This is a genomic window from Frankia sp. R82, assembly GCF_023716925.1.
In the GTDB taxonomy this organism is placed as follows: domain Bacteria; phylum Actinomycetota; class Actinomycetes; order Frankiales; family Frankiaceae; genus Frankia.
On record NZ_JAMQQG010000089.1, the window covers coordinates 1 to 17,679 of the forward strand.

The 17,679-nt window shown below is 70.8% G+C and carries 11 protein-coding genes; 8 read left to right on the top strand and 3 right to left on the bottom strand.

Annotated features, from left to right (window positions below; all coding sequences use genetic code 11):
- Positions 1–213: 213 nt before the first annotated feature.
- The 5 genes from ND747_RS15090 (at position 214) to ND747_RS15110 (ending at position 8,841) form a co-directional block, all read left to right on the top strand.
- Positions 214–1,191: a hypothetical protein gene (locus tag ND747_RS15090; protein ID WP_251734258.1), complete on the top strand. Its 978-nt coding sequence runs from the start codon at positions 214–216 to the stop codon at positions 1,189–1,191.
- Between the two features lie 111 nt (positions 1,192–1,302).
- Entirely contained in the window at positions 1,303–3,216 is a 1,914-nt protein-coding gene (locus ND747_RS15095) for a methylmalonyl-CoA mutase subunit beta (protein WP_251734259.1), read from the top strand.
- Positions 3,216–5,498, top strand: coding sequence for a methylmalonyl-CoA mutase (gene scpA / locus ND747_RS15100; protein ID WP_251734260.1), 2,283 nt, complete (start codon positions 3,216–3,218; stop codon positions 5,496–5,498). The genes ND747_RS15095 and scpA overlap by 1 nt, the downstream gene beginning before the upstream one ends.
- 39 nt (positions 5,499–5,537) lie before the next feature.
- Positions 5,538–6,572: a methylmalonyl Co-A mutase-associated GTPase MeaB gene (gene meaB / locus ND747_RS15105; RefSeq protein ID WP_251734261.1), complete on the top strand. Its 1,035-nt coding sequence runs from the start codon at positions 5,538–5,540 to the stop codon at positions 6,570–6,572.
- Positions 6,573–7,587: 1,015 nt separating this feature from the next.
- A complete protein-coding gene (locus tag ND747_RS15110) occupies positions 7,588–8,841 on the top strand; it encodes an HNH endonuclease signature motif containing protein (RefSeq protein ID WP_251734262.1) in 1,254 nt (417 codons plus the stop codon).
- A 55-nt stretch (positions 8,842–8,896) separates the two neighbouring features.
- Here the strand turns inward: ND747_RS15110 and ND747_RS15115 are convergent, their stop codons facing one another.
- Positions 8,897–10,468 carry an AlkA N-terminal domain-containing protein gene (locus tag ND747_RS15115; RefSeq protein ID WP_251734267.1) on the bottom strand — a complete coding sequence of 524 codons (1,572 nt, stop codon included), beginning with the start codon at positions 10,466–10,468 and terminating at the stop codon, positions 8,897–8,899.
- A 326-nt stretch (positions 10,469–10,794) separates the two neighbouring features.
- On the opposite strand from ND747_RS15115, the gene ND747_RS15120 reads away from it, so the two are divergent.
- Positions 10,795–13,518, top strand: coding sequence for an Hsp70 family protein (locus ND747_RS15120; RefSeq protein WP_251734263.1), 2,724 nt, complete (start codon positions 10,795–10,797; stop codon positions 13,516–13,518).
- Positions 13,519–13,591: 73 nt separating this feature from the next.
- Here the strand turns inward: ND747_RS15120 and ND747_RS15125 are convergent, their stop codons facing one another.
- Positions 13,592–14,125, bottom strand: coding sequence for a hypothetical protein (locus ND747_RS15125; RefSeq protein ID WP_251734264.1), 534 nt, complete (start codon positions 14,123–14,125; stop codon positions 13,592–13,594).
- Between the two features lie 352 nt (positions 14,126–14,477).
- On the opposite strand from ND747_RS15125, the gene ND747_RS15130 reads away from it, so the two are divergent.
- A complete protein-coding gene (locus ND747_RS15130) occupies positions 14,478–15,020 on the top strand; it encodes a hypothetical protein (RefSeq protein WP_251734265.1) in 543 nt (180 codons plus the stop codon).
- A 73-nt stretch (positions 15,021–15,093) separates the two neighbouring features.
- Positions 15,094–16,332, top strand: coding sequence for a hypothetical protein (locus ND747_RS15135; RefSeq protein WP_251734266.1), 1,239 nt, complete (start codon positions 15,094–15,096; stop codon positions 16,330–16,332).
- Here the strand turns inward: ND747_RS15135 and ND747_RS15140 are convergent.
- Positions 16,308–17,679, bottom strand: a 1,372-nt coding sequence (locus ND747_RS15140) for a WD40 repeat domain-containing protein (RefSeq protein WP_374216236.1), incomplete at its 5' end; no start/stop codon positions are given. The genes ND747_RS15135 and ND747_RS15140 overlap by 25 nt on opposite strands.

Consider the following 17,679-nt stretch of genomic DNA (forward strand, 5'->3'; position numbering starts at 1 on the left):
GGGGGGGGGGGGGGGGGGGGGGGGGGGGGGGGGGGGGGGGGGGGGGGGGGGGGGGGGGGGGGGGGGGGTGGGGGGGGCGGGGGGGGGGGGGGGGGGGGGGGGGGGGGGGGGGGGGGGCCCCCCGGGGGGGGGGGGGCGGGGGGGCCGACCCGGGAACGGCTGGCGCCAGGCGGTCGCGGGCCCGCGCTGTCGCCAGCACCCGACCTGGCCACGGTGTCCGGCCTGGCCGGGGAGGGCACCGCTGTGCCGCTGGGCGGTGCCGGGCGAGTGGGAGTGCCGTCCGAGGCCCAGGTGTTGTCGGCGCGGGTGCGAGCGGCGCTGGTTGGGCGCCCGCAGGCAGCGGCGTGCAACGTCACAGCGGCCCGGTTGCTCGGCTTTCCCTCGGCCGGTTTCACTGCCGCCGGCTATCCCTCCTTTGGTTTTCCCGCACCCGTTACGGGATTGTTCGGCCCCGCCCCGCAGGATGCATCCGGGCCCGGTTCGGGCGGGTTGGGCGTGGCCCCGTTCGAGGGCGGTTCGGCAGTTGCTGCAGACGACGCAGGGCAACCGATCCACCTGGTTCTGCCGGCCCGGTTCACCCGGGCCCAGCCGCGCGGAATCCGGCTGCATTTCACCGACCTTCCGCCTACGGAGCGGATCACGCTCGGCGGTATTCCACTCACCTCCCCGGCTCGCACGCTCGCCGATCTCGTGCTCGCCACGCCGAACCGGGAGGCCGCCGTCGCGATCATGGATGCGGCCCTGCAGCGCGGTGTGGTGATGGATCTGCGGGCGGCCCGCCTCTCGGCTACCGGCCGGCGGGGCTACCGGCGTGCCCAGTCCTGGTGGGCGCTGGCTGACCGGCGCGCCCAGTCGCCGCTGGAGACCCGCCTGCGGCTGTTGTTCGCCGACGCGGGGCTCGCCCCGCCGCGCCCCCAGTGGCCGGTGTCCGATGCGGCCGGCCAGGTCCTTGCCCAGCTCGACCTTGCCTGGCCGGCGCAGCGCGTCGCGGTCGAGGCCGAGTCCGCAGCGGCCGGCTGCGCCGGCGGGTTGGTGCACGGCGAGCGACAACGGGCCAACCTGCTGGCCGCGATGAACTGGACCATCCTGCGCTTCGGTGATCTCGAGGTCGCGTGGTATCCGCAGCGGGTCGTGGAGACCGTCGCGCAGTGCCTGTCCCGCGCGCCGATGATCGGCCTGCGGGCCTCCTGAGTACGGGTCCACGTGGTGAGTGGGGCCACCATCGGGCCAAACGGGTGCAAGAGCTTGTGACAGGAAGTACATTCCGAGCCTCCCGCAACCCGTCGGCCTACGATCCGGTGCATGAGCGTTCCCTCCGCCGGACTGTCGCTGGCCGCGGACTTTCCCGAGTCCACGCGCGGTGAGTGGCAGAAGCTGGTCCTGGGCGTCCTGCGCAAGTCCGGGGTGGCAACCGAGGCGAACACCCCGGTTGACGTCGAGGATCTGCTCGCCACCGCGACGTACGACGGGCCACGTATCCAGCCGCTGTACACCGCTGACGACGCCCCCGCCGCCGGCGTGGGCCTACCGGGCCTCGCGCCGTTCGTGCGCGGCGGGCGTCCACAGGGCGCCGGCCCCAGCGGCTGGGACGTGCGCGCCCTGCACGTCGGCCCGGATGCGTCAGCTGCCGGCGTTGACGTGCTCGCGGATCTGGAAAACGGCGTCACCTCGCTCTGGCTGCGCCTGGGCGAGGGCGGCCTGCCCGTTGAGGCACTCGGCACCGTGCTTGCCGAGGTGTATCTCGACCTCGCTCCCGTCGCCCTGGACGCGGGTGGGCGTGCCGCGCAGGCGGCAGATGAGTTCCTGCGGGTCGCCGACGCCCGCGGCGTGCTCGGCTCCCAACTGTCGGGCACCCTGGGTGCCGACCCGATCGGGCTGGCGGCGCGGGCCGGTCTTGGCGCTGCCGGCCCCGCCGGGCTCGCCGAGGCCGCGGCACTCGCACAGCGGTGTGCCCGGGAGTTCCCCGGTCTACGCGCGTTGGTCGTCGATGCCCAGCCCTACCACCGTGCCGGCGGCAGCGACGCCCAGGAACTCGCCGCGTCGGTGGCCACCGGCGTCGCCTACCTGCGCCTGCTCACCGACGCCGGGCTGAGCCTCACCGAGGCGTTTGGTCAACTGGAGTTCCGCTACGCGGTCACCGCCGACCAGTTCACCTCGATCGCGAAGCTGCGGGCCGCCCGCCGGCTGTGGGCGCGGGTCGCGCAGGTGTGCGGTGCGGCCCCGGCCGAGCGGGCGCAACGTCAGCATGCAGTCACCTCCACGGCGATGATGACCCGCCGTGATCCCTGGGTGAACATGTTGCGCACGACGCTGGCCTGCTTCGCTGCCGGAGTCGGCGGTGCCGACGCGGTGACGGTGCTGCCCTTCGACACCCGCCTCGGTCTGCCCGACGACTTCTCCCGGCGGATCGCCCGCAACACCCAGATCCTGCTGCAGGAGGAGTCGAGCCTGATCCGGGTGATCGACCCGGCCGGTGGCTCCTGGTTCGTCGAGTCGCTCACCGAGCGGCTCGCCGAGGCAGCCTGGTCGGCCTTCACCGAGATCGAGCGCTCTGGCGGCATAGTTGCGGCGCTGCGTGACGGGCTGGTCGCCGAGCGGATCTCGGCCAGCCGGGTGGCCCGCGCCGAGGCGATCGCCCATCGGCACGATCCGATCACTGGTGTCAGCGAGTTCCCGAACGTCACCGAGAAGCTGCCCGATCGGGCCCCGGCGCCGCCGGTCCCACTGCCGGTCCCCGCCGACGTGGTGGCGGCGGGCCTCGCGGAGATCCACTACGACGCCGACTTCGAGGACCTGCGTGCCCGCGCCGACGTCGCGGCCCGTGCCGGGCACCGTCCAGTGGTCCTGTTGGCGACGTTGGGCAGCGCCGCGGCGTCGACGGCGCGCGCCGCCTTCGCCGCCAACCTGTTCCAGGCCGGTGGGTTCGACACGCCAACCACCGGCACCGGCACCGACCCGGCACAGATCGCCGCGGCCTTCGCCGCCTCCGGCGCCAGGGTGGCCTGCCTGTGCTCGGCCGACAAGGTGTATGCCGAGCACGCCGCTGCGGTGGCCTCGGCGCTGCGGGCCGCCGGCGCCCGCCAGGTGTGGCTGGCCGGTAAGCCCGGCTCCCGCGCGCAGACCGATGCCGACGCCGGCATCGGCGGATACGTTTTCACCGGATGCAACGCCGTTGCCGTGCTCCAGACGGCGCTGGCCGAGGCGGGAGTGGCCTGATGTCCGTCGACAGCTCCAACCAGCCCAGCTCTACCGAATCCGGCTCCGTCGAGCCGGGCGTGACCGTGATCCCGGATTTCGCCAATGTGGATCTTGGTGGCGCGCCGGACGGCGCCGAGGCCCCCGAGCAGCAGTGGCGGGACGCGGTCGAGGCGGCCACCGGTAAGGATGTCGAGGCGCTGACCTGGGACACTCCCGAAGGCATCGCCGTCAAGCCGCTCTACACTGCGGCCGACACCGACGGACTTGACTTCCTGCGCACCTATCCGGGGATCGCGCCGTTCCTGCGCGGGCCGTACGCGCCGATGTACGTCACCCAGCCGTGGACGATCCGCCAGTACGCCGGCTTCTCCACCGCCGCGGCCTCCAACGCCTTCTACCGGCGTAACCTCGCCGCCGGGCAGAAGGGCCTGTCGGTCGCCTTCGATCTGCCGACCCACCGCGGCTACGACTCCGATCATCCGCGGGTCACCGGTGACGTCGGCATGGCCGGCGTCGCCATCGACTCGATTCTTGACATGCGCCAGCTCTTTGACGGCATCCCGCTGGACCGGATGAGCGTGTCGATGACCATGAACGGCGCCGTGCTGCCGGTGCTCGCGCTCTACATCGTCGCGGCCGAGGAGCAGGGTGTGGCCCCCGAGCAGCTTGCCGGGACCATCCAGAACGACATCCTCAAAGAGTTCATGGTCCGCAACACCTACATCTATCCGCCGCAGCCATCGATGCAGATCATCTCGGACATCTTCTCGTTCACCTCGCAGCGGATGCCGAAGTTCAACTCGATCTCCATCTCCGGCTACCACATGCAGGAGGCCGGAGCGACGGCCGACCTGGAGCTCGCCTACACCCTCGCCGACGGCGTGGAGTACATCCGGGCGGGTCTGGCAGCGGGTCTGGAGATCGACGCGTTCGCGCCCCGGCTGTCGTTCTTCTGGGCCATCGGCATGAACTTCTTCATGGAGGTCGCGAAGCTGCGCGCCGCCCGCCTGCTGTGGGCGAAGCTGGTGAAGCAGTTCGAGCCGAAGAGTTCCAAATCGCTGTCGCTGCGCACCCATTCGCAGACGTCGGGTTGGTCGCTGACCGCGCAGGACGTGTTCAACAACGTGGTGCGCACCTGCGTGGAGGCGATGGCCGCCACCCAGGGCCACACCCAGTCTCTGCACACCAACGCGTTGGACGAGGCGTTGGCGCTGCCGACGGACTTCTCCGCCCGCATCGCCCGCAACACCCAGCTGCTGTTGCAGCAGGAGTCGCACACCACCCGGGTGATCGACCCGTGGGGCGGCAGCTACTACGTCGAGCGCCTCACCCACGACCTGGCCGCCCGGGCCTGGAACCACATCGCCGAGGTGGAGGCATCCGGCGGGATGGCGCAGGCGATCGACGCCGGCATCCCGAAGATGCGTATCGAGGAGGCCGCCGCGCGTACCCAGGCGCGCATCGACTCCGGCCGCCAGCCGCTGATCGGTGTCAACAAGTACCGGGTGGACGCCGACGAGGCGATCGAGGTACTCAAGGTCGACAACTCGGCGGTCCGCACCGAGCAGATCGACAAGCTGCGCCGGCTGCGCGAGGAACGGGACAGCGCCGCGACCGAGGCGGCCCTGCATGCGCTGACCGCCGCCGCCGATGCCGCTCGCGACGGGCGCCGCGCCCCGGGCCTTGAGCAGAACCTGCTGGCCCTTGCGGTCAACGCGGCCCGTGCCAAGGCCACGGTGGGGGAGATCTCCGACGCGCTGGAAAAGGTATACGGGCGTCATTCCGGCCAGATACGTACCATCTCGGGCGTGTATCGGGACGAGGCGGGATCCGCCGGCAACGTCGCGGCCGCCCGCGAGGCGGCGGCCGAGTTCGAGCGGCAGGAGGGACGCCGTCCGCGCATCCTGGTCGCCAAGATGGGGCAGGACGGCCACGATCGCGGCCAGAAGGTGATCGCCAGCGCCTTTGCCGACATCGGCTTCGACGTGGACGTCGGCCCGCTGTTCCAGACGCCCGCCGAGGTCGCCCGCCAGGCTGTCGAGGCGGACGTCCAGATCGTCGGGGTCAACTCGCTGGCCGCCGGTCACCTCACCCTGGTGCCGGCGCTGCGCGAGGAACTCGCGGCGCTCGACCGGTCCGACATCCTCATCGTGGTCGGCGGCGTCATTCCGCCCGGCGACTTCGACGAGCTGCGGGCCGCCGGCGCGGCGGCGATCTTCCCGCCGGGCACGGTGATCGCCGATGCCGCGCAGGAACTGCTGACGACCCTGTCCGCGCAGCTCGGCCACTCCGCTGCCTGAGCGGCGGCGGGCTGTGGTAGACCAGGCATCCGCGCCCTCGTGAGCCGGCCACCCATCGACCTCCAGCAGTACGCGGACGGTGTGCTCGCCGCGTCGCGCACCTGGATCGCCCGGGCGATCACGCTGGTCGAGTCCCGCCGACCCGACCACCGCGATCTTGCCCAGCAGCTGCTCGTGACGCTGTTGCCGCACGCGGGCAAGGCCCGCCGGGTGGGCATCACCGGTGTGCCCGGCGTCGGCAAGTCGACGTTCATCGACGCGCTCGGCACCATGCTCACCGGCCGTGGCCACCAGGTGGCGGTGCTCGCCGTCGACCCGTCGTCGACTCGCACCGGCGGCAGTATTCTGGGCGACAAGACGCGCATGGCGGCGCTCGCGGTGGACCCCGCTGCTTTCATCCGCCCGTCGCCGACGGCCGGCACCCTCGGCGGAGTGGCCAAGGCCACCCGTGAGGCCATGGTCATCATGGAGGCTGCCGGCTACGACGTCGTCGTGATCGAGACGGTCGGGGTCGGCCAGTCGGAGACGACGGTCGCCGACATGGTCGACACCTTCCTGTTCCTGACCCTGGCCCGCACCGGTGACCAGCTGCAGGGCATCAAAAAGGGCGTACTCGAGCTCGCGGACGTCATCGCGGTGAACAAGGCCGACGGTCCGCATGAGCTCGACGCCCGCCGCGCTGCCCGTGAACTTGCCGGCGCCCTGCGGATGCTGCAGGGCGCGTCCGGCCCGCGGGACTGGAACACACCCGTGCTGACCTGCAGCGCCGAGCAGCGCACCGGCGTCGACACAGTCTGGGCGCAGATCGTCAAACATCAGGACACCCTCGATGCCTCCGGCGAGCTGGCCGGCCGCCGCCGTCGCCAACAGGTCGACTGGACGTGGGCGATGGTGCATGATCGCCTGCTCGCCGACCTGCACGCCCACCCGCGGGTCCGCGCTCTGACCCCTGACCTGGAACAGCGCGTCCGCAACGGCAGCCTCACCCCGGCCTTGGCCGCAGATGCCATCCTCACCGCTTTCGAGGAGCCTGCGACTGAGTCGGCCGGGCGTTCGGAGCACTCGGCTCCCTGAATGCATGCACACTCCTACAGTGTTTTCTGCATATTTTTCGGGCATTTTTCGATGCTTGGATGAACCGAGTCTTCGCCTGTTATGGCGACAGGACGCTACTGGAGTGGCATAGCAAAAAGGGGTGCTGGTTCGGTTGGCGATCCGCCCGCGCTCCCGGGGTTTTTATTATTGTGTGAGGGCGGGAATTCGGGGGTTTTTGAAAATTTTTCGAAGGAGCTTTGAGAAGATATTCGGTGTTGCGGTCGGGGTTCGGAGATTTTGGTCTGAAGTCGGAATTTCATTATCCTGGTGTGACCGAACGAAGTCAATAAACTCTCCCTGGCGGGAGATGGTTACAGTCTATCTGTGCGAGCATGATTCAAGTATTCGCCGCAAGTAATCCGCATTGCCGATCTGGTTCACCGGGCTGGCCTGGAGTGGCATCGTCGCGAGATCTCCTCGATCCTACGCCTTCCCTGCGATCGGGCAAGGCCCGGCGGACGAGATTTTTTGCCCCATCCGTCCAGGCGTCATGGTGACACGGTCCCCCGTCCTTGACTCTCGCCGCCGCCCCCGGCCTGGTTGTGTGACTGCGCTGTCTTCATTCCCTCGGTGTTATGGTTGCAGATGGGGAATGGGTGAGTGCGTAACCGCGAGTTCGTGGCGAGGGTTGCCAGGTTGCTCGTGTCGGCTTATGATGCGAATGCATGTTCGATCTGGAAGTGCGGATCGGTCGCCGGTTAACCGGGTGCTTGCCTGAGGGCTCTGTGTCGTGTCGCTTTCCGTCGGTCGTTTCTTTTTGGAAGGGGTGATGGTGGTGTGCGCGGAGCCGGTGTCGTCGTTGGCGTCCCAGGAGCGGGAGGCGCGGGAGTGGCTGGGGTCGGTTCAGGTAGGCGGTCGGTGCGTGGGGGATCTGGGGGATGAGGAGTGTCTGGAACGGGATGGAGAGGTGGGGCGGCGGTTGGCGCGAGCGGAGGCGGAGCGTTTGTTGGTCCGGGCTCGTCTGGCCGAACTGCGGCCAGCTGTGGTGGTGCCGGTGAATGTGCGGGAGGAATGGGAGTGCCGGGTCGGTGGGGAGTACGCCGACGTTGACGGAGATGGCCGGGGGATGCCGGTTGGGGGCGGGGCACGCAGTGGGGTGTGGGCGGAAGCGGGCCGGTGGGGGTTCAACGAGTTCGTTGGGGAAGAAGTGGCGCTGAGCGCGAAGCTTTCGACAGCTGAGGGGGGCCGGCAGGTGGCCTTCGCGGTGCGGGTCGTGCGGCGTCTACCAGCGGCGGTGAAGGCGTTGCACGAGGGGGTGATTGATCTGGCGCGGCTGGTGGCGTTGGACCGGTTGACCGCCCAGCTCGATGACGAGTTGGTCGCAGCGGTGGTGAGTCCGGTGTTGGCGAAGGGCGGTCGGTCGAGTCTGGCCGCGTTCGCGCAGGCGGTCCGCCGCCGGATCCTGCGGGTGGATCCCGATGGCGCGCAGCGGCGGTCGGAGAAGGCGGAGTCCTGCCGGCGGGTGGAACGACGTGCGGAGCCGGACGGAATGGCCAGGCTGGCGTTGTTCCTGCCCGCAGCGAAGCTGTGGGCAGTGTGGGCGCGGATCGATCGGCTGGCCCGTCAGACCGGTACGGCGGACGGGCGGAGTCTGGATCAGCGGCGGGCAGATGTGGTTCACGCGCTGTTGATGGGTGTGGATCTGGGGCGCGTCCCGGTCGAGCTGCAGGTGATTGTTCCGGTGGAGACTCTGCTGGGCTTGGCCGAGCATCCGGGCGAGATTCCGGGTTATGGGCCGATTCCGGCGGAGGTGGTGCGAGAGATGAGCGGGAACTCGCGCTGCACTTGGCGGCAGATCCTGACCCGGCAGGATACTGGTGAGCTGGTCGATGTGGCACACCGTAGGTTTCCCTCGGCCGCATTGGCCCGCAAAGTCCGGCTCCGGAATCGGACGTGTACGCTACCGGGCTGTGATCAGCCTGCGGCTGTCAGCGATTTGGATCATAGCGTGGCCTGGGCTGACGGTGGGCGCACCCGGGAGGAGAATCTCGCACCGGTCTGCCGGCGGCACCACCGGATGATGGGCCGCCGCAAGCATCACCCTGCCCGCAAGACCAGCCCCTCCGGCTCGATAGGTCCATCAGGGCCGGCCGGTATCCCAGCAGGCCCGGAATCCTCCTCCGACCGTGACCTGCCCCGGGGATGGGCGGTGGAACAGACCGGCCCCGGATATGTCACCTGGAGAACCCCCACCGGTGCCCAGCACCACACGCACCCTGACAACTACACAGCGGAAACGGCGAGGTAGGTCCGCCAAAGCCCGGCTGGGCGCGGAATGCTCGCTGCGGCGACAGCACGGAGACTCACTCGGTTGCCGCGGGGGAGCGCTCGGGCATCCGGTTGATCGGGTGGTCAGTAGCTGCCCACAGATACTGGACGGCGTAGCTGCGCCATGGTCGCCAGGCGGTTGAGTAGGCGGCAAGTGAGCGTGGGGTTGCCGTCAGGCCCAGTGCCATGGCGCCCTTCCGTACCCCGAGGTCGGTCGTGAGGAAGGCATCGGGGTCACCGAGGGCGCGCATGGCGATCGATTCCACCGTCCACGGGCCGAGACCGGGTAGCTCGGTCAGCCGGGCGCGAGCGTCCTGCCAGTCGGCGCCGGCGCCGAGATCGACGGTGCCGTCCGCGAGTGCTTCGACAAGGGCCGTAAGCGCGAGGCGGCGGCTACGAGGGAAGGCCAGATCGACGTCACCAAGCGCGGACAGTCCGCCGGCAAGCTCGCCCACGGTGGGGAAAAGGTGGGTCAGACTTCCACCGAGACCGTCGACCGGCTGGCCGAGCGCTTCGACCAGACGGCGGGCATGGGTGCGGGCCGCGGCGGTGGACACCTGTTGGCCCAGAACTGCCCGCACGGCGAACTCGTTCGGGTCTGGGGTGCGCGGCACTCGTCGACCGGGCGCGGCGTGTACCAGCGGTGCGAGCGCAGGGTCCTCGGCGAGCTGGGAGTCGATGGCGACCGGGTCGGCGTCGAGGTCGAGCAGTCGGCGGCAACGGCTGATCGCGGTGGACAGATCCCGCAGGTCGGCAAGGGTGAGCCGGCAGATGACATGGTCGGGTCGCGGACGCAGGGCCACCACGGCGGGGCCGCGTGGCAGACGCAGAGTCCGGCGGAAGGCGCCATCGCGCCATTGCTCCACTCCGGGGATGGCGGTGGCGGCCAGATGGCCGAACAGGTTGTCCGGACACAGCGGTGCACGGAACGGCAGGCGCAGCGAGAGCGTCCCTGCCGGCTGGACAGTCCGCGCCGGTTGTCCGGTTCCATCCGGTCGCGCAAGGTCAGCCGGCCCGGCTGCCGTCGCCTTCCGGGTGTGCGTGCGCGGGGCACGGCGGCGTAGTTCGGTGGGCGAGAGCGCGAAGATCTCCCGGACGGTGTCGTTGAACGTCCGGATGCTGGCGAAGCCGGCGGCGAAGGCGACGTCGCCCATGGGAAGCTCGCTGGTCTCGATCAGGAGGCGCGCAGTCTGGGCGCGCTGTGCCCGGGCGAGTGCCAACGGGCCAGCGCCGAGCTCAGCGAGCAGTTGCCGCTGTACCTGGCGGGTGCTGTAGCCGAGCTGGGCGGCGAGGCCGGGAACGCCATCGCGGTCGACCACACCGTCGGCGATCAGCCGCATCGCCCGGGCGACGAGGTCGGCGCGGACGTCCCACAGCGGCGAGCCGGGGCTCGCGTCCGGCCGGCACCTCTTACAGGCGCGGAAGCCGGCCTGCTGGGCGGCGGCGGCACTCGGATAGAAGCTCAGGTTCTCGACGCGGGGGACGATCGCCGGGCAGCTCGGACGACAGTAGATCCGGGTGCTGCGTACGGCGGTGAAAAACCAGCCGTCGAAGCGGGAGTCCCGGGACCGCACGGCCCGCGCACAGCGCTCGGCATCGTCGTACATGTGCTCCAGCATCGTCGCCGGCCCGGCTGGATCCTGGCGGGAAAACGACATCTGCCTCGCCGGGGACCGCGGGCCGGCGGGGACACCGGGGCTCCGGGCCCTGCAGGCGGCCGAGGCAGCTGGGTGGTGTTGTGCGAAGGTGCCGCCCTCGTCCGTGGATCTGGTTCAAAATGATCGTGACATTTTGTGTCCGGCACCGGACATGCCGGTTTGTCTTCCACTGTGTCTACGATGACCTGACCAGCGGTCGGGGAGATCGCCGCTGGTCGGGCGCGTGTTTCCTGGGACAGGGACGGGCCCGGCGAATGCGTGGCTCAGGAGTCGCCGTGGGATATCAGCTCGGCATCGACGTCGGATCCGTACACACGATTGTTGGTATCGCCGACGGCGGCTGGCCGCGGGTGCTCGAACTCGGCGGGCAGCGGCGGCTGCCGTCGGTGGTGTACGCCGCGCCGGGCGGCGGCCTGCTGTTTGCCCGGGCTGCGGCGCGCCGGGCCCAGAGCGATCCGGACCGCTCCGCCACCGACCTGTTGCGTCGCCTTGGCGACGAGGGGCAGGTCGTGCTCGGTGGTGCGGCCTACAGCCGGGAGTCGCTGCTGGGCCGGCTGGTCGCCCACCTTGTCGCCACCGCCGCGGAGCAGCTCGGCGGCCCACCCGACCATGTGGTCGTCACCCATCCGGCGTTCTGGCCCCCAGCGCGGCGTGAGGCGTTCAGCGAGGCGATCGGTCAGCTCTCCGGCCTGGAGATGCCGGTGACGGCAGTGGCCGCGGCCGATGCGATGGGCACGCTGCTGGCGCGCTCGTCGGTCACGCAGACCGTCGACCTTGTCGGCTGGTACGACCTGGGCGCGGGCTTCCTCGACACCGCGGTGCTGTCGTTTTCGCCGTTCGGCTTCCAGGTCGTCGGTACGGCGTCGGGTCTGCGTCATGGCATCGGGATCGATCTGGACGGGCTGCTGGTCGACCAGGCGCTGACCCGCGCCGGGGTCGATCCGCAGCGGGTCGACCGATCGGATCCCGCGACCCGGCTGGCACTGGCCCAGCTGCGCCGCGACGCCGCGCAGGTCAAGGAGGTGCTCGCCGAGGAGAGCGAGGTCGATCTCGCCGTGGCGTTGCCCGGGGTGAGCGCGGCGGTCACCTTGACCCGCGCCGAGCTCGAGACGCTCACTGGCCCGACGATCGACGACACCGTCGGCGCACTGCGGCGTGCGCTGCGTTCGGTCCCCGCGGAGCCGGCTGATCTGTCCCGAATTCTGCTTTCGGGCGGCGTGGCCTACCTGCCGCTGGTGTCGCGGCGGCTGCGCGAGGCATTTCCGGCACTGCACCGGATCGAACACCGTTCCGACGCGGATCTGGCGATGGGCGCGGCGCTGCTCGCCGCCGATTTCTCCGACCGTGCGGCGCGGGCCGGCGGCGGCGTGTTCGCCGGCGCGTCGGCGCAGGAGCCCTACGACGTGACGGCGGTGATCCGGCCGCCGGATGCGGCGAGCCTCAGCTCGCTGCCCCCGTTCATGTCCGGCGGGGGCACCACTCCGCTGGGGCGGGCAGGCGTCCGAGGTGACGCGCCGGCCGATGCGGCCGGGGCCGTCATCGACGCCGGGGCTGCCATGGTTGGTGCTGGCGGGGGGACACCAGCCGACGAGGTGACAATGGCGGCGGCCGAATCTGCCGCCGCGTCCGCGTCGACCACGCAGGGTCGCGCCGATGCCGCAGCCACCGCGATCGTGCCGCCCGGCGTCGATCCGGCAACCGTGCGGTGGGCCGGTGAACGTCCGGGTGTGGGCGGTCCGGGCGAGCCGCAGCTGGCAGGCCTGGCCGGAGGCGTCGCCGGACACGGCGGGCAGCCAGGGCCTGCGGGCGGACCCGCGGAGCACCCCTGGGCGGGTGCTGGCCCTGGCCTTGGCGCGGCAGGTGCAGGTGGTGGCGGTGGTGCAGGTGGTGGCGGTGGTGGCGGCGGCTCCACGGGCAGGGGCAGCGCCAGTAGCAGCGGCGGCGGGATCTTCGGCTCACGCCGGACGATGATCGCCGCGGTGGTTGCCGCGGTCCTGTTCGTCGTCGTGGGTACGACCGCGGGTGTACTGCTCGCCAACCGTGACTCCGGCTCCGAACCCACCGCGGTGGCGTCGGCCGGACCGTTCCCCACTGCGGACCCGATTCCGGAGACGTCCAGCCCGTCGCCGGAACCGGCTCCCGCCGCGAACCTCGTCCGGATCGCCGGGTCGTCCGAGGTCGCGCCGATCTCGGAGACCGCCTACAACGAGTTCAGGCAGGCCCAGCGCAATGTGGCTGTCAGCGTGGAGTCGAGCAGCACCGAGGACGGCTTCAACGCCCTGTGCAGCGGCAAGGTGGAGCTGGCGGACGCGTCCTTCGAACCGAGCCCGGGATCGCTTGACGACCCGTCCTGCGCAAAGCGGCTGGTGGGATTCGAGGTGGCGCACCACACGCTGCCGATCGTGGTCAATCCGCAGAACACCTGGCTGCACTGCCTGACCCTGAAGCAGGTGCGCCAGGTCTGGGGCGCGAGCTCCACGGTGACCCGGTGGAACCAGATCGACCCGTCCTACCCCGACGAGCCGATCACCTTCGTCGGGCCTTCGCGCAACTCGGTGCAGGCCCAGGTGTTCAACGCGACGATCAGTGATGCCAGCGACAGGTCCCGGTCCTACACGCAGCAGCCTGACCTCGGCCGGGTGGCCAACGACGTGGCCGGCGAGCGGCTGGCCATCGGCTTTCTCGACTATCCGACCTTCGAGACCTTCGGTAGCCGGCTGCGCGGGGTGGAAATCGACAACGGCGAGGGCTGCATCGCGCCCACCGCCGTCGCCGTCGGCACCGGGCTGTACCTGCCCCTGTGCAAGCCGCTGTACGTCTACGCCCTGCCCGAGTCGCTACGCAAGCCGGCCACTGCCGCCTTTCTGTCCTACTTCCTGCAGAACGGTCGGAAGATCGCGTTCGATGCGCACTACGTGCCGCGGACGGACGAGACGGTGAACGACAACGTCGCCCGGCTCAAGACCCTCACACAGGGCGTGGCGCCAGTACCCGCCTGACCCGAACGCGGACCCGCAACCAGCGCCACCCGGCCCGCCGACGACCCGCCCAGCCGGCCGTCGGCGGGTCGAGTCACGCCACGGACATGATGATCGTGCAGGAATAGCTTCCGGCAACGACGTTGGTCGGGATCGTGATGGCCAGTGTCGGCTTCCAGCTCACCGAGCTCGCGGCTCCACGAGCCGCGGTGGCGGAAAACACCCGGCGGCCGCCGGCGAGAGCGACGGCGGCCGAACCCTGCGGCTGCCCCGGGGCCACCGCGCTGACCTGACCCGTGGTCGCCGTCGCCGGGCCGGAGCGGTACTGCACCAGGCCCGACGAGATGCTCTCGTAGTACCGGCCACTACCGGTGGTGCAGTTCGTCGAGACAACGGTGACCGACCAGGACCCACCGGCCGAATCGCTGGACACCGTGACCGTGCCAAGCGAGCCGGTGAGGGTGCCGCCGCCGACCTGCCTCGAACCGAGGCTTGTGGTGGCGGGCACCGTGACGGAGTAGGCAGCGAGGGCCGGGCCGCAGGTCACGGTGCTGGCGAGGACCGCCAGCACCGTGAGCACCGGAAGCCCGCGGACAGCGCGCTGCCGACGGCTGAAACACAATCGCATGACTGACTGCTCCTGACCCCGGGAAACTGGGTGGTGACGGATTGCTATCAGCAGTGTCGGTCGCAGAGCAAGGAGGGCGCCATTGGCGCTGGTCGAGTCCGGGACCGAGCGGGCGGATGGGGTACTGGCTCAGTCGGCCCCGCCGCTCTGCTCGCCGGGAGAGTGGCTGCCCGGGGACGGGTGGTCGCGCCCTCGAGAGCGTCCCCGACACGCAGAAAATCGCTAAGTACTTGTATTGATACTCAGAGTGATAGCGTCGCGCCGCGCATCCGGCGGTACCCGCACGTCACCTCGACGAGTTCGATTCCGCTGCTGGGGTGCGTTCGTGCAGTCACTCTTGGGGGTTCTTCAAGTGCGCAGGTCTACCACCGTTCTCCTCGGTGCCGTCGCGACGGCGGCGGCGGCGGCACTCACCACTGCCCTTCCCGCTGACGCCGCAACCACCGCGACCACCACAACCACCTTCAGCCTGACCGGCGGGGCGCTCGACATCACGGCGCCGGCGACCGCCGACCTGAGCAGCTTCCCGGTCAACGCCGGCTTCGTCTCCGGGAACCTCGGCGACGTCATCGTCACCGACGGCCGCGGCAACGCGGGTGCCAGCTGGACGGCGAGCGTCAGCGCGACCGCCGTCACGGGCAGCGGCACCGCCGAGGGCGTGACCCTGCCTGCCGAGAACGTCTCCTATGACCCGGGCAGCATCAGTGCGACGAACGTGACCGCCACCGGCCTGCGGTTGCAGTCGCTGTCCGCCACGCCGCAGGCGACCGTCGCCGGGACCGGCGGTACCGGCGTCAACTTCGCCACCTGGAACCCGACTCTGGGTGTGACCATCCCGGCCGCTTCCGCGGTTACCGGTACATACACCGTTACGCTGAGCCACTCGGTTGCCTGACCGGGGCTGACTCGGCAGAGGGAACGGGAACCAGACAAGTGACGGTGGCGAGATCATGCGCGTAGGACCCCGCGTGGCTGTGAGATCAGGCAGAGCTCTCGAGATTCTGGGTGCCCTCGCCACCATGACTGGCCTGTTCCTGACCGGCACCCTGGTCGGCACGTCCCCCGCCCTCGCGGCGGGTGGGCGTGTCGACCAGGCGGCGGTCGCACCGGTCTCAAACGACAGACCCCCGGCCGGAGCGGCGCAGGATGGCGCGCCCCAGGGCGGGGCGGCGGCTGCCCGGGAGTCACAGGGACGCTTCGGCATTCGGCTGACCGAGGTCACCGAGTCCCTGCGGGACGACCCGCGGGCCCGCGAGTACATCATCGACCATCTCAATCCGGAGTCGGTCCTGAGCCGTCAGGTGGAGGTCTACAACGACGGCCCGGAACCGATGCACCTGGCGCTGTACCCGGCAGCCGCCTCGATCGGCCGGGGCGAGTTCCACTTCGGCCAGGGACACGCGGCCAACGAGCTCAGTACCTGGGTGTCGATCAACCCTGCCAGTATCGATCTTGCGGCGCATGGCCGTGCGAACGCCCAGGTGACCATCAACGTGCCCAAGGACGCCTCGCCGGGCGAGCATTACGCCGTCCTGTGGGCGGAGGCGGCCAGCGCCCCGACGCAGGGCAGCGGCGTGCGGATGGTCAACCGGGTCGGCATCCGCATCTACCTCGACGTCGGCCCCGGCGGGCCACCCGCGGCCGGGTTCGCCATCTCGGCCCTGACCGCGAACCGGACGCCGGACGGTCGGGCGGCGCTGAGCACCGAGGTGCACAACACCGGCGGCCGGGCCCTGGACATGGCCGGGGACCTGCGCCTGGAACGGGGTCCCGGCGGTCTGCGGGCCGGCCCGTTTCCAGCGAACCTCGGCACCACGATCGGACCGGGTGAGGTCGCCCCCGTGTCGATCCCACTGGACAGTGAACTGCCCCTGGGACCCTGGCACGCATCGGTGACGCTGCGCAGCGGCCTGGTCGAGCACACGGTCACGGCGACGATCGTATTCCCGAAGAAGCCCGGAGAGTCACACCGCTATCTGATCGGTGGGTACTCGGCCTGGCACTACGTTGTCGCCGTGGGCATCGCCGTGGTGCTGTTCGTCATCGTGGTCGGGTTCGTCCTGATCCATCGGCGTCGGGGTGGGCGTCGTGCCCCCGCCGACAGCCTGCCGCAGCAGGGCGCCGGTCCCGACGGAGGTGTCGGTCCCGAGGGCGGCGTGCGTTCCGATCGGGATGCTGGTGATCAGGGAGCGCAGACGTCGGTGTAGGGGATGGTGGGCGCCTCGCGGTTCCACTCGGCGCGCTCCGGTGCCACCGAAGGCGTCGCGCAGGCCAGCCGGCGCAGCCGGGCCGGGTCGAGCGTGCCGACGAAGGTCTGCCCCTTCCCGGTGGTCGCCGCGACGGTGCCCGCGCTGGTCGTGCCGATCGCGCGTACCGGCCCGTCCAGGGCTCCGATGCGGGTGAACGACGGGGACGACGCCTTGCCGGCAGCCCCGGTGCCGTCGAGGTCCCAGTAGGCCACCGTGCCGGCCGTGTCGGCGCTCAACAGCCGGTCGGCGCCGGTGTAGGCGACGGTCGTCACCGCGTTGTGGTGGCCGGTCAGACGGCGTGCGACCCCTGGATGGGCCGGGTCGTGGACATCGGCGAGCTGCACGACCTGATCGTCACCGCCGGTCGCGAGCTGCGTGCCGTCCGGGCTGAACGCGATGGTGTTCACCGCGCCGGTGTGCCCGGCCACCGATCCCAGCTGGCTGGGATCCGCCGGGTCACGCACGTTCCACAGTTGCACGGAGCCACCGACCCCGGCGACCGCAAGTACCGCGCCGTCCGGGCGTAGGGCCACATCGGTCACCGGTCCCCGGCCCGTGAGCAGGAAGCGGGGCTGCGGCCGGCTGGGATCGGTGATGTCCCACAGGCCCACCGACGAGTCGCCCCCGGCCGTGGCCAGCAAGTGCGCCGTGGACGACAGAGCCAGCTGGCGCACGGTGGCGGCCTGGGAGCCGAGAGCACCGAGGGGACGTGGCCGGTCAGGGTCGGTGACGTCCCACAGCCGTCCCGCGTTGTCGGTACCGCCGGTCACGAGCGTCCGGCCGTCGGCGGCGAAGACGACCCCACTGGCCTGGTCGCTCTGGGAAGGCTGAGAGGCCACGGTCGATCGCTGTCCGTCGGTGAGGCGCCACAGATGCAGCCGCCCGGCCTCGTCGGTGCCGGCGAGCGCCCGGCCGTCCGGGCTGAGCGCAAGGTCGGTGTAGGTGGTGCCGCCCGGCTCGACCGAGGACGCGGTCGACCGGGCAAACGACAGCACGAGCGCGTCCCGAGCCGGCGCGGTCGGGGCGACAGCGTAGGCGGCGAGGCTCAGCCGGGCCGCGAGCTGCGGATTGCGGGCCCGCTCGACGGCGGCGCTGGCGGCCAGCCGGGTTGACACCCGGGTCCGCTCGGCCGCGCTCGGCTCGCCATCATGGCCGCCCCCACCACCCAGCACAACGACCGGGACGGCCACCGCGACCGCCAGCAGCACCGCGAGACCACCGCCGAACATCAGCGCGCGCCGCCGTCGGCGCGGCGGCGCGGGCGGCTGCGGGTCGCCCGGCGGTGCGCGCGCGGATGTTGTTGTG

Excerpts from the sequence above, each read along its gene's own strand:
- ND747_RS15095 (WP_251734259.1), top strand. The coding sequence starts at position 1,303 with ATGAGCGTTCCCTCCGCCGGACTGTCGCTGGCCGCGGACTTTCCCGAG.
- scpA (WP_251734260.1), top strand. The coding sequence starts at position 3,216 with ATGTCCGTCGACAGCTCCAACCAGCCCAGCTCTACCGAATCCGGCTCC.
- ND747_RS15115 (WP_251734267.1), bottom strand. The coding sequence starts at position 10,468 with ATGTACGACGATGCCGAGCGCTGTGCGCGGGCCGTGCGGTCCCGGGAC.
- ND747_RS15125 (WP_251734264.1), bottom strand. The coding sequence starts at position 14,125 with ATGCGATTGTGTTTCAGCCGTCGGCAGCGCGCTGTCCGCGGGCTTCCG.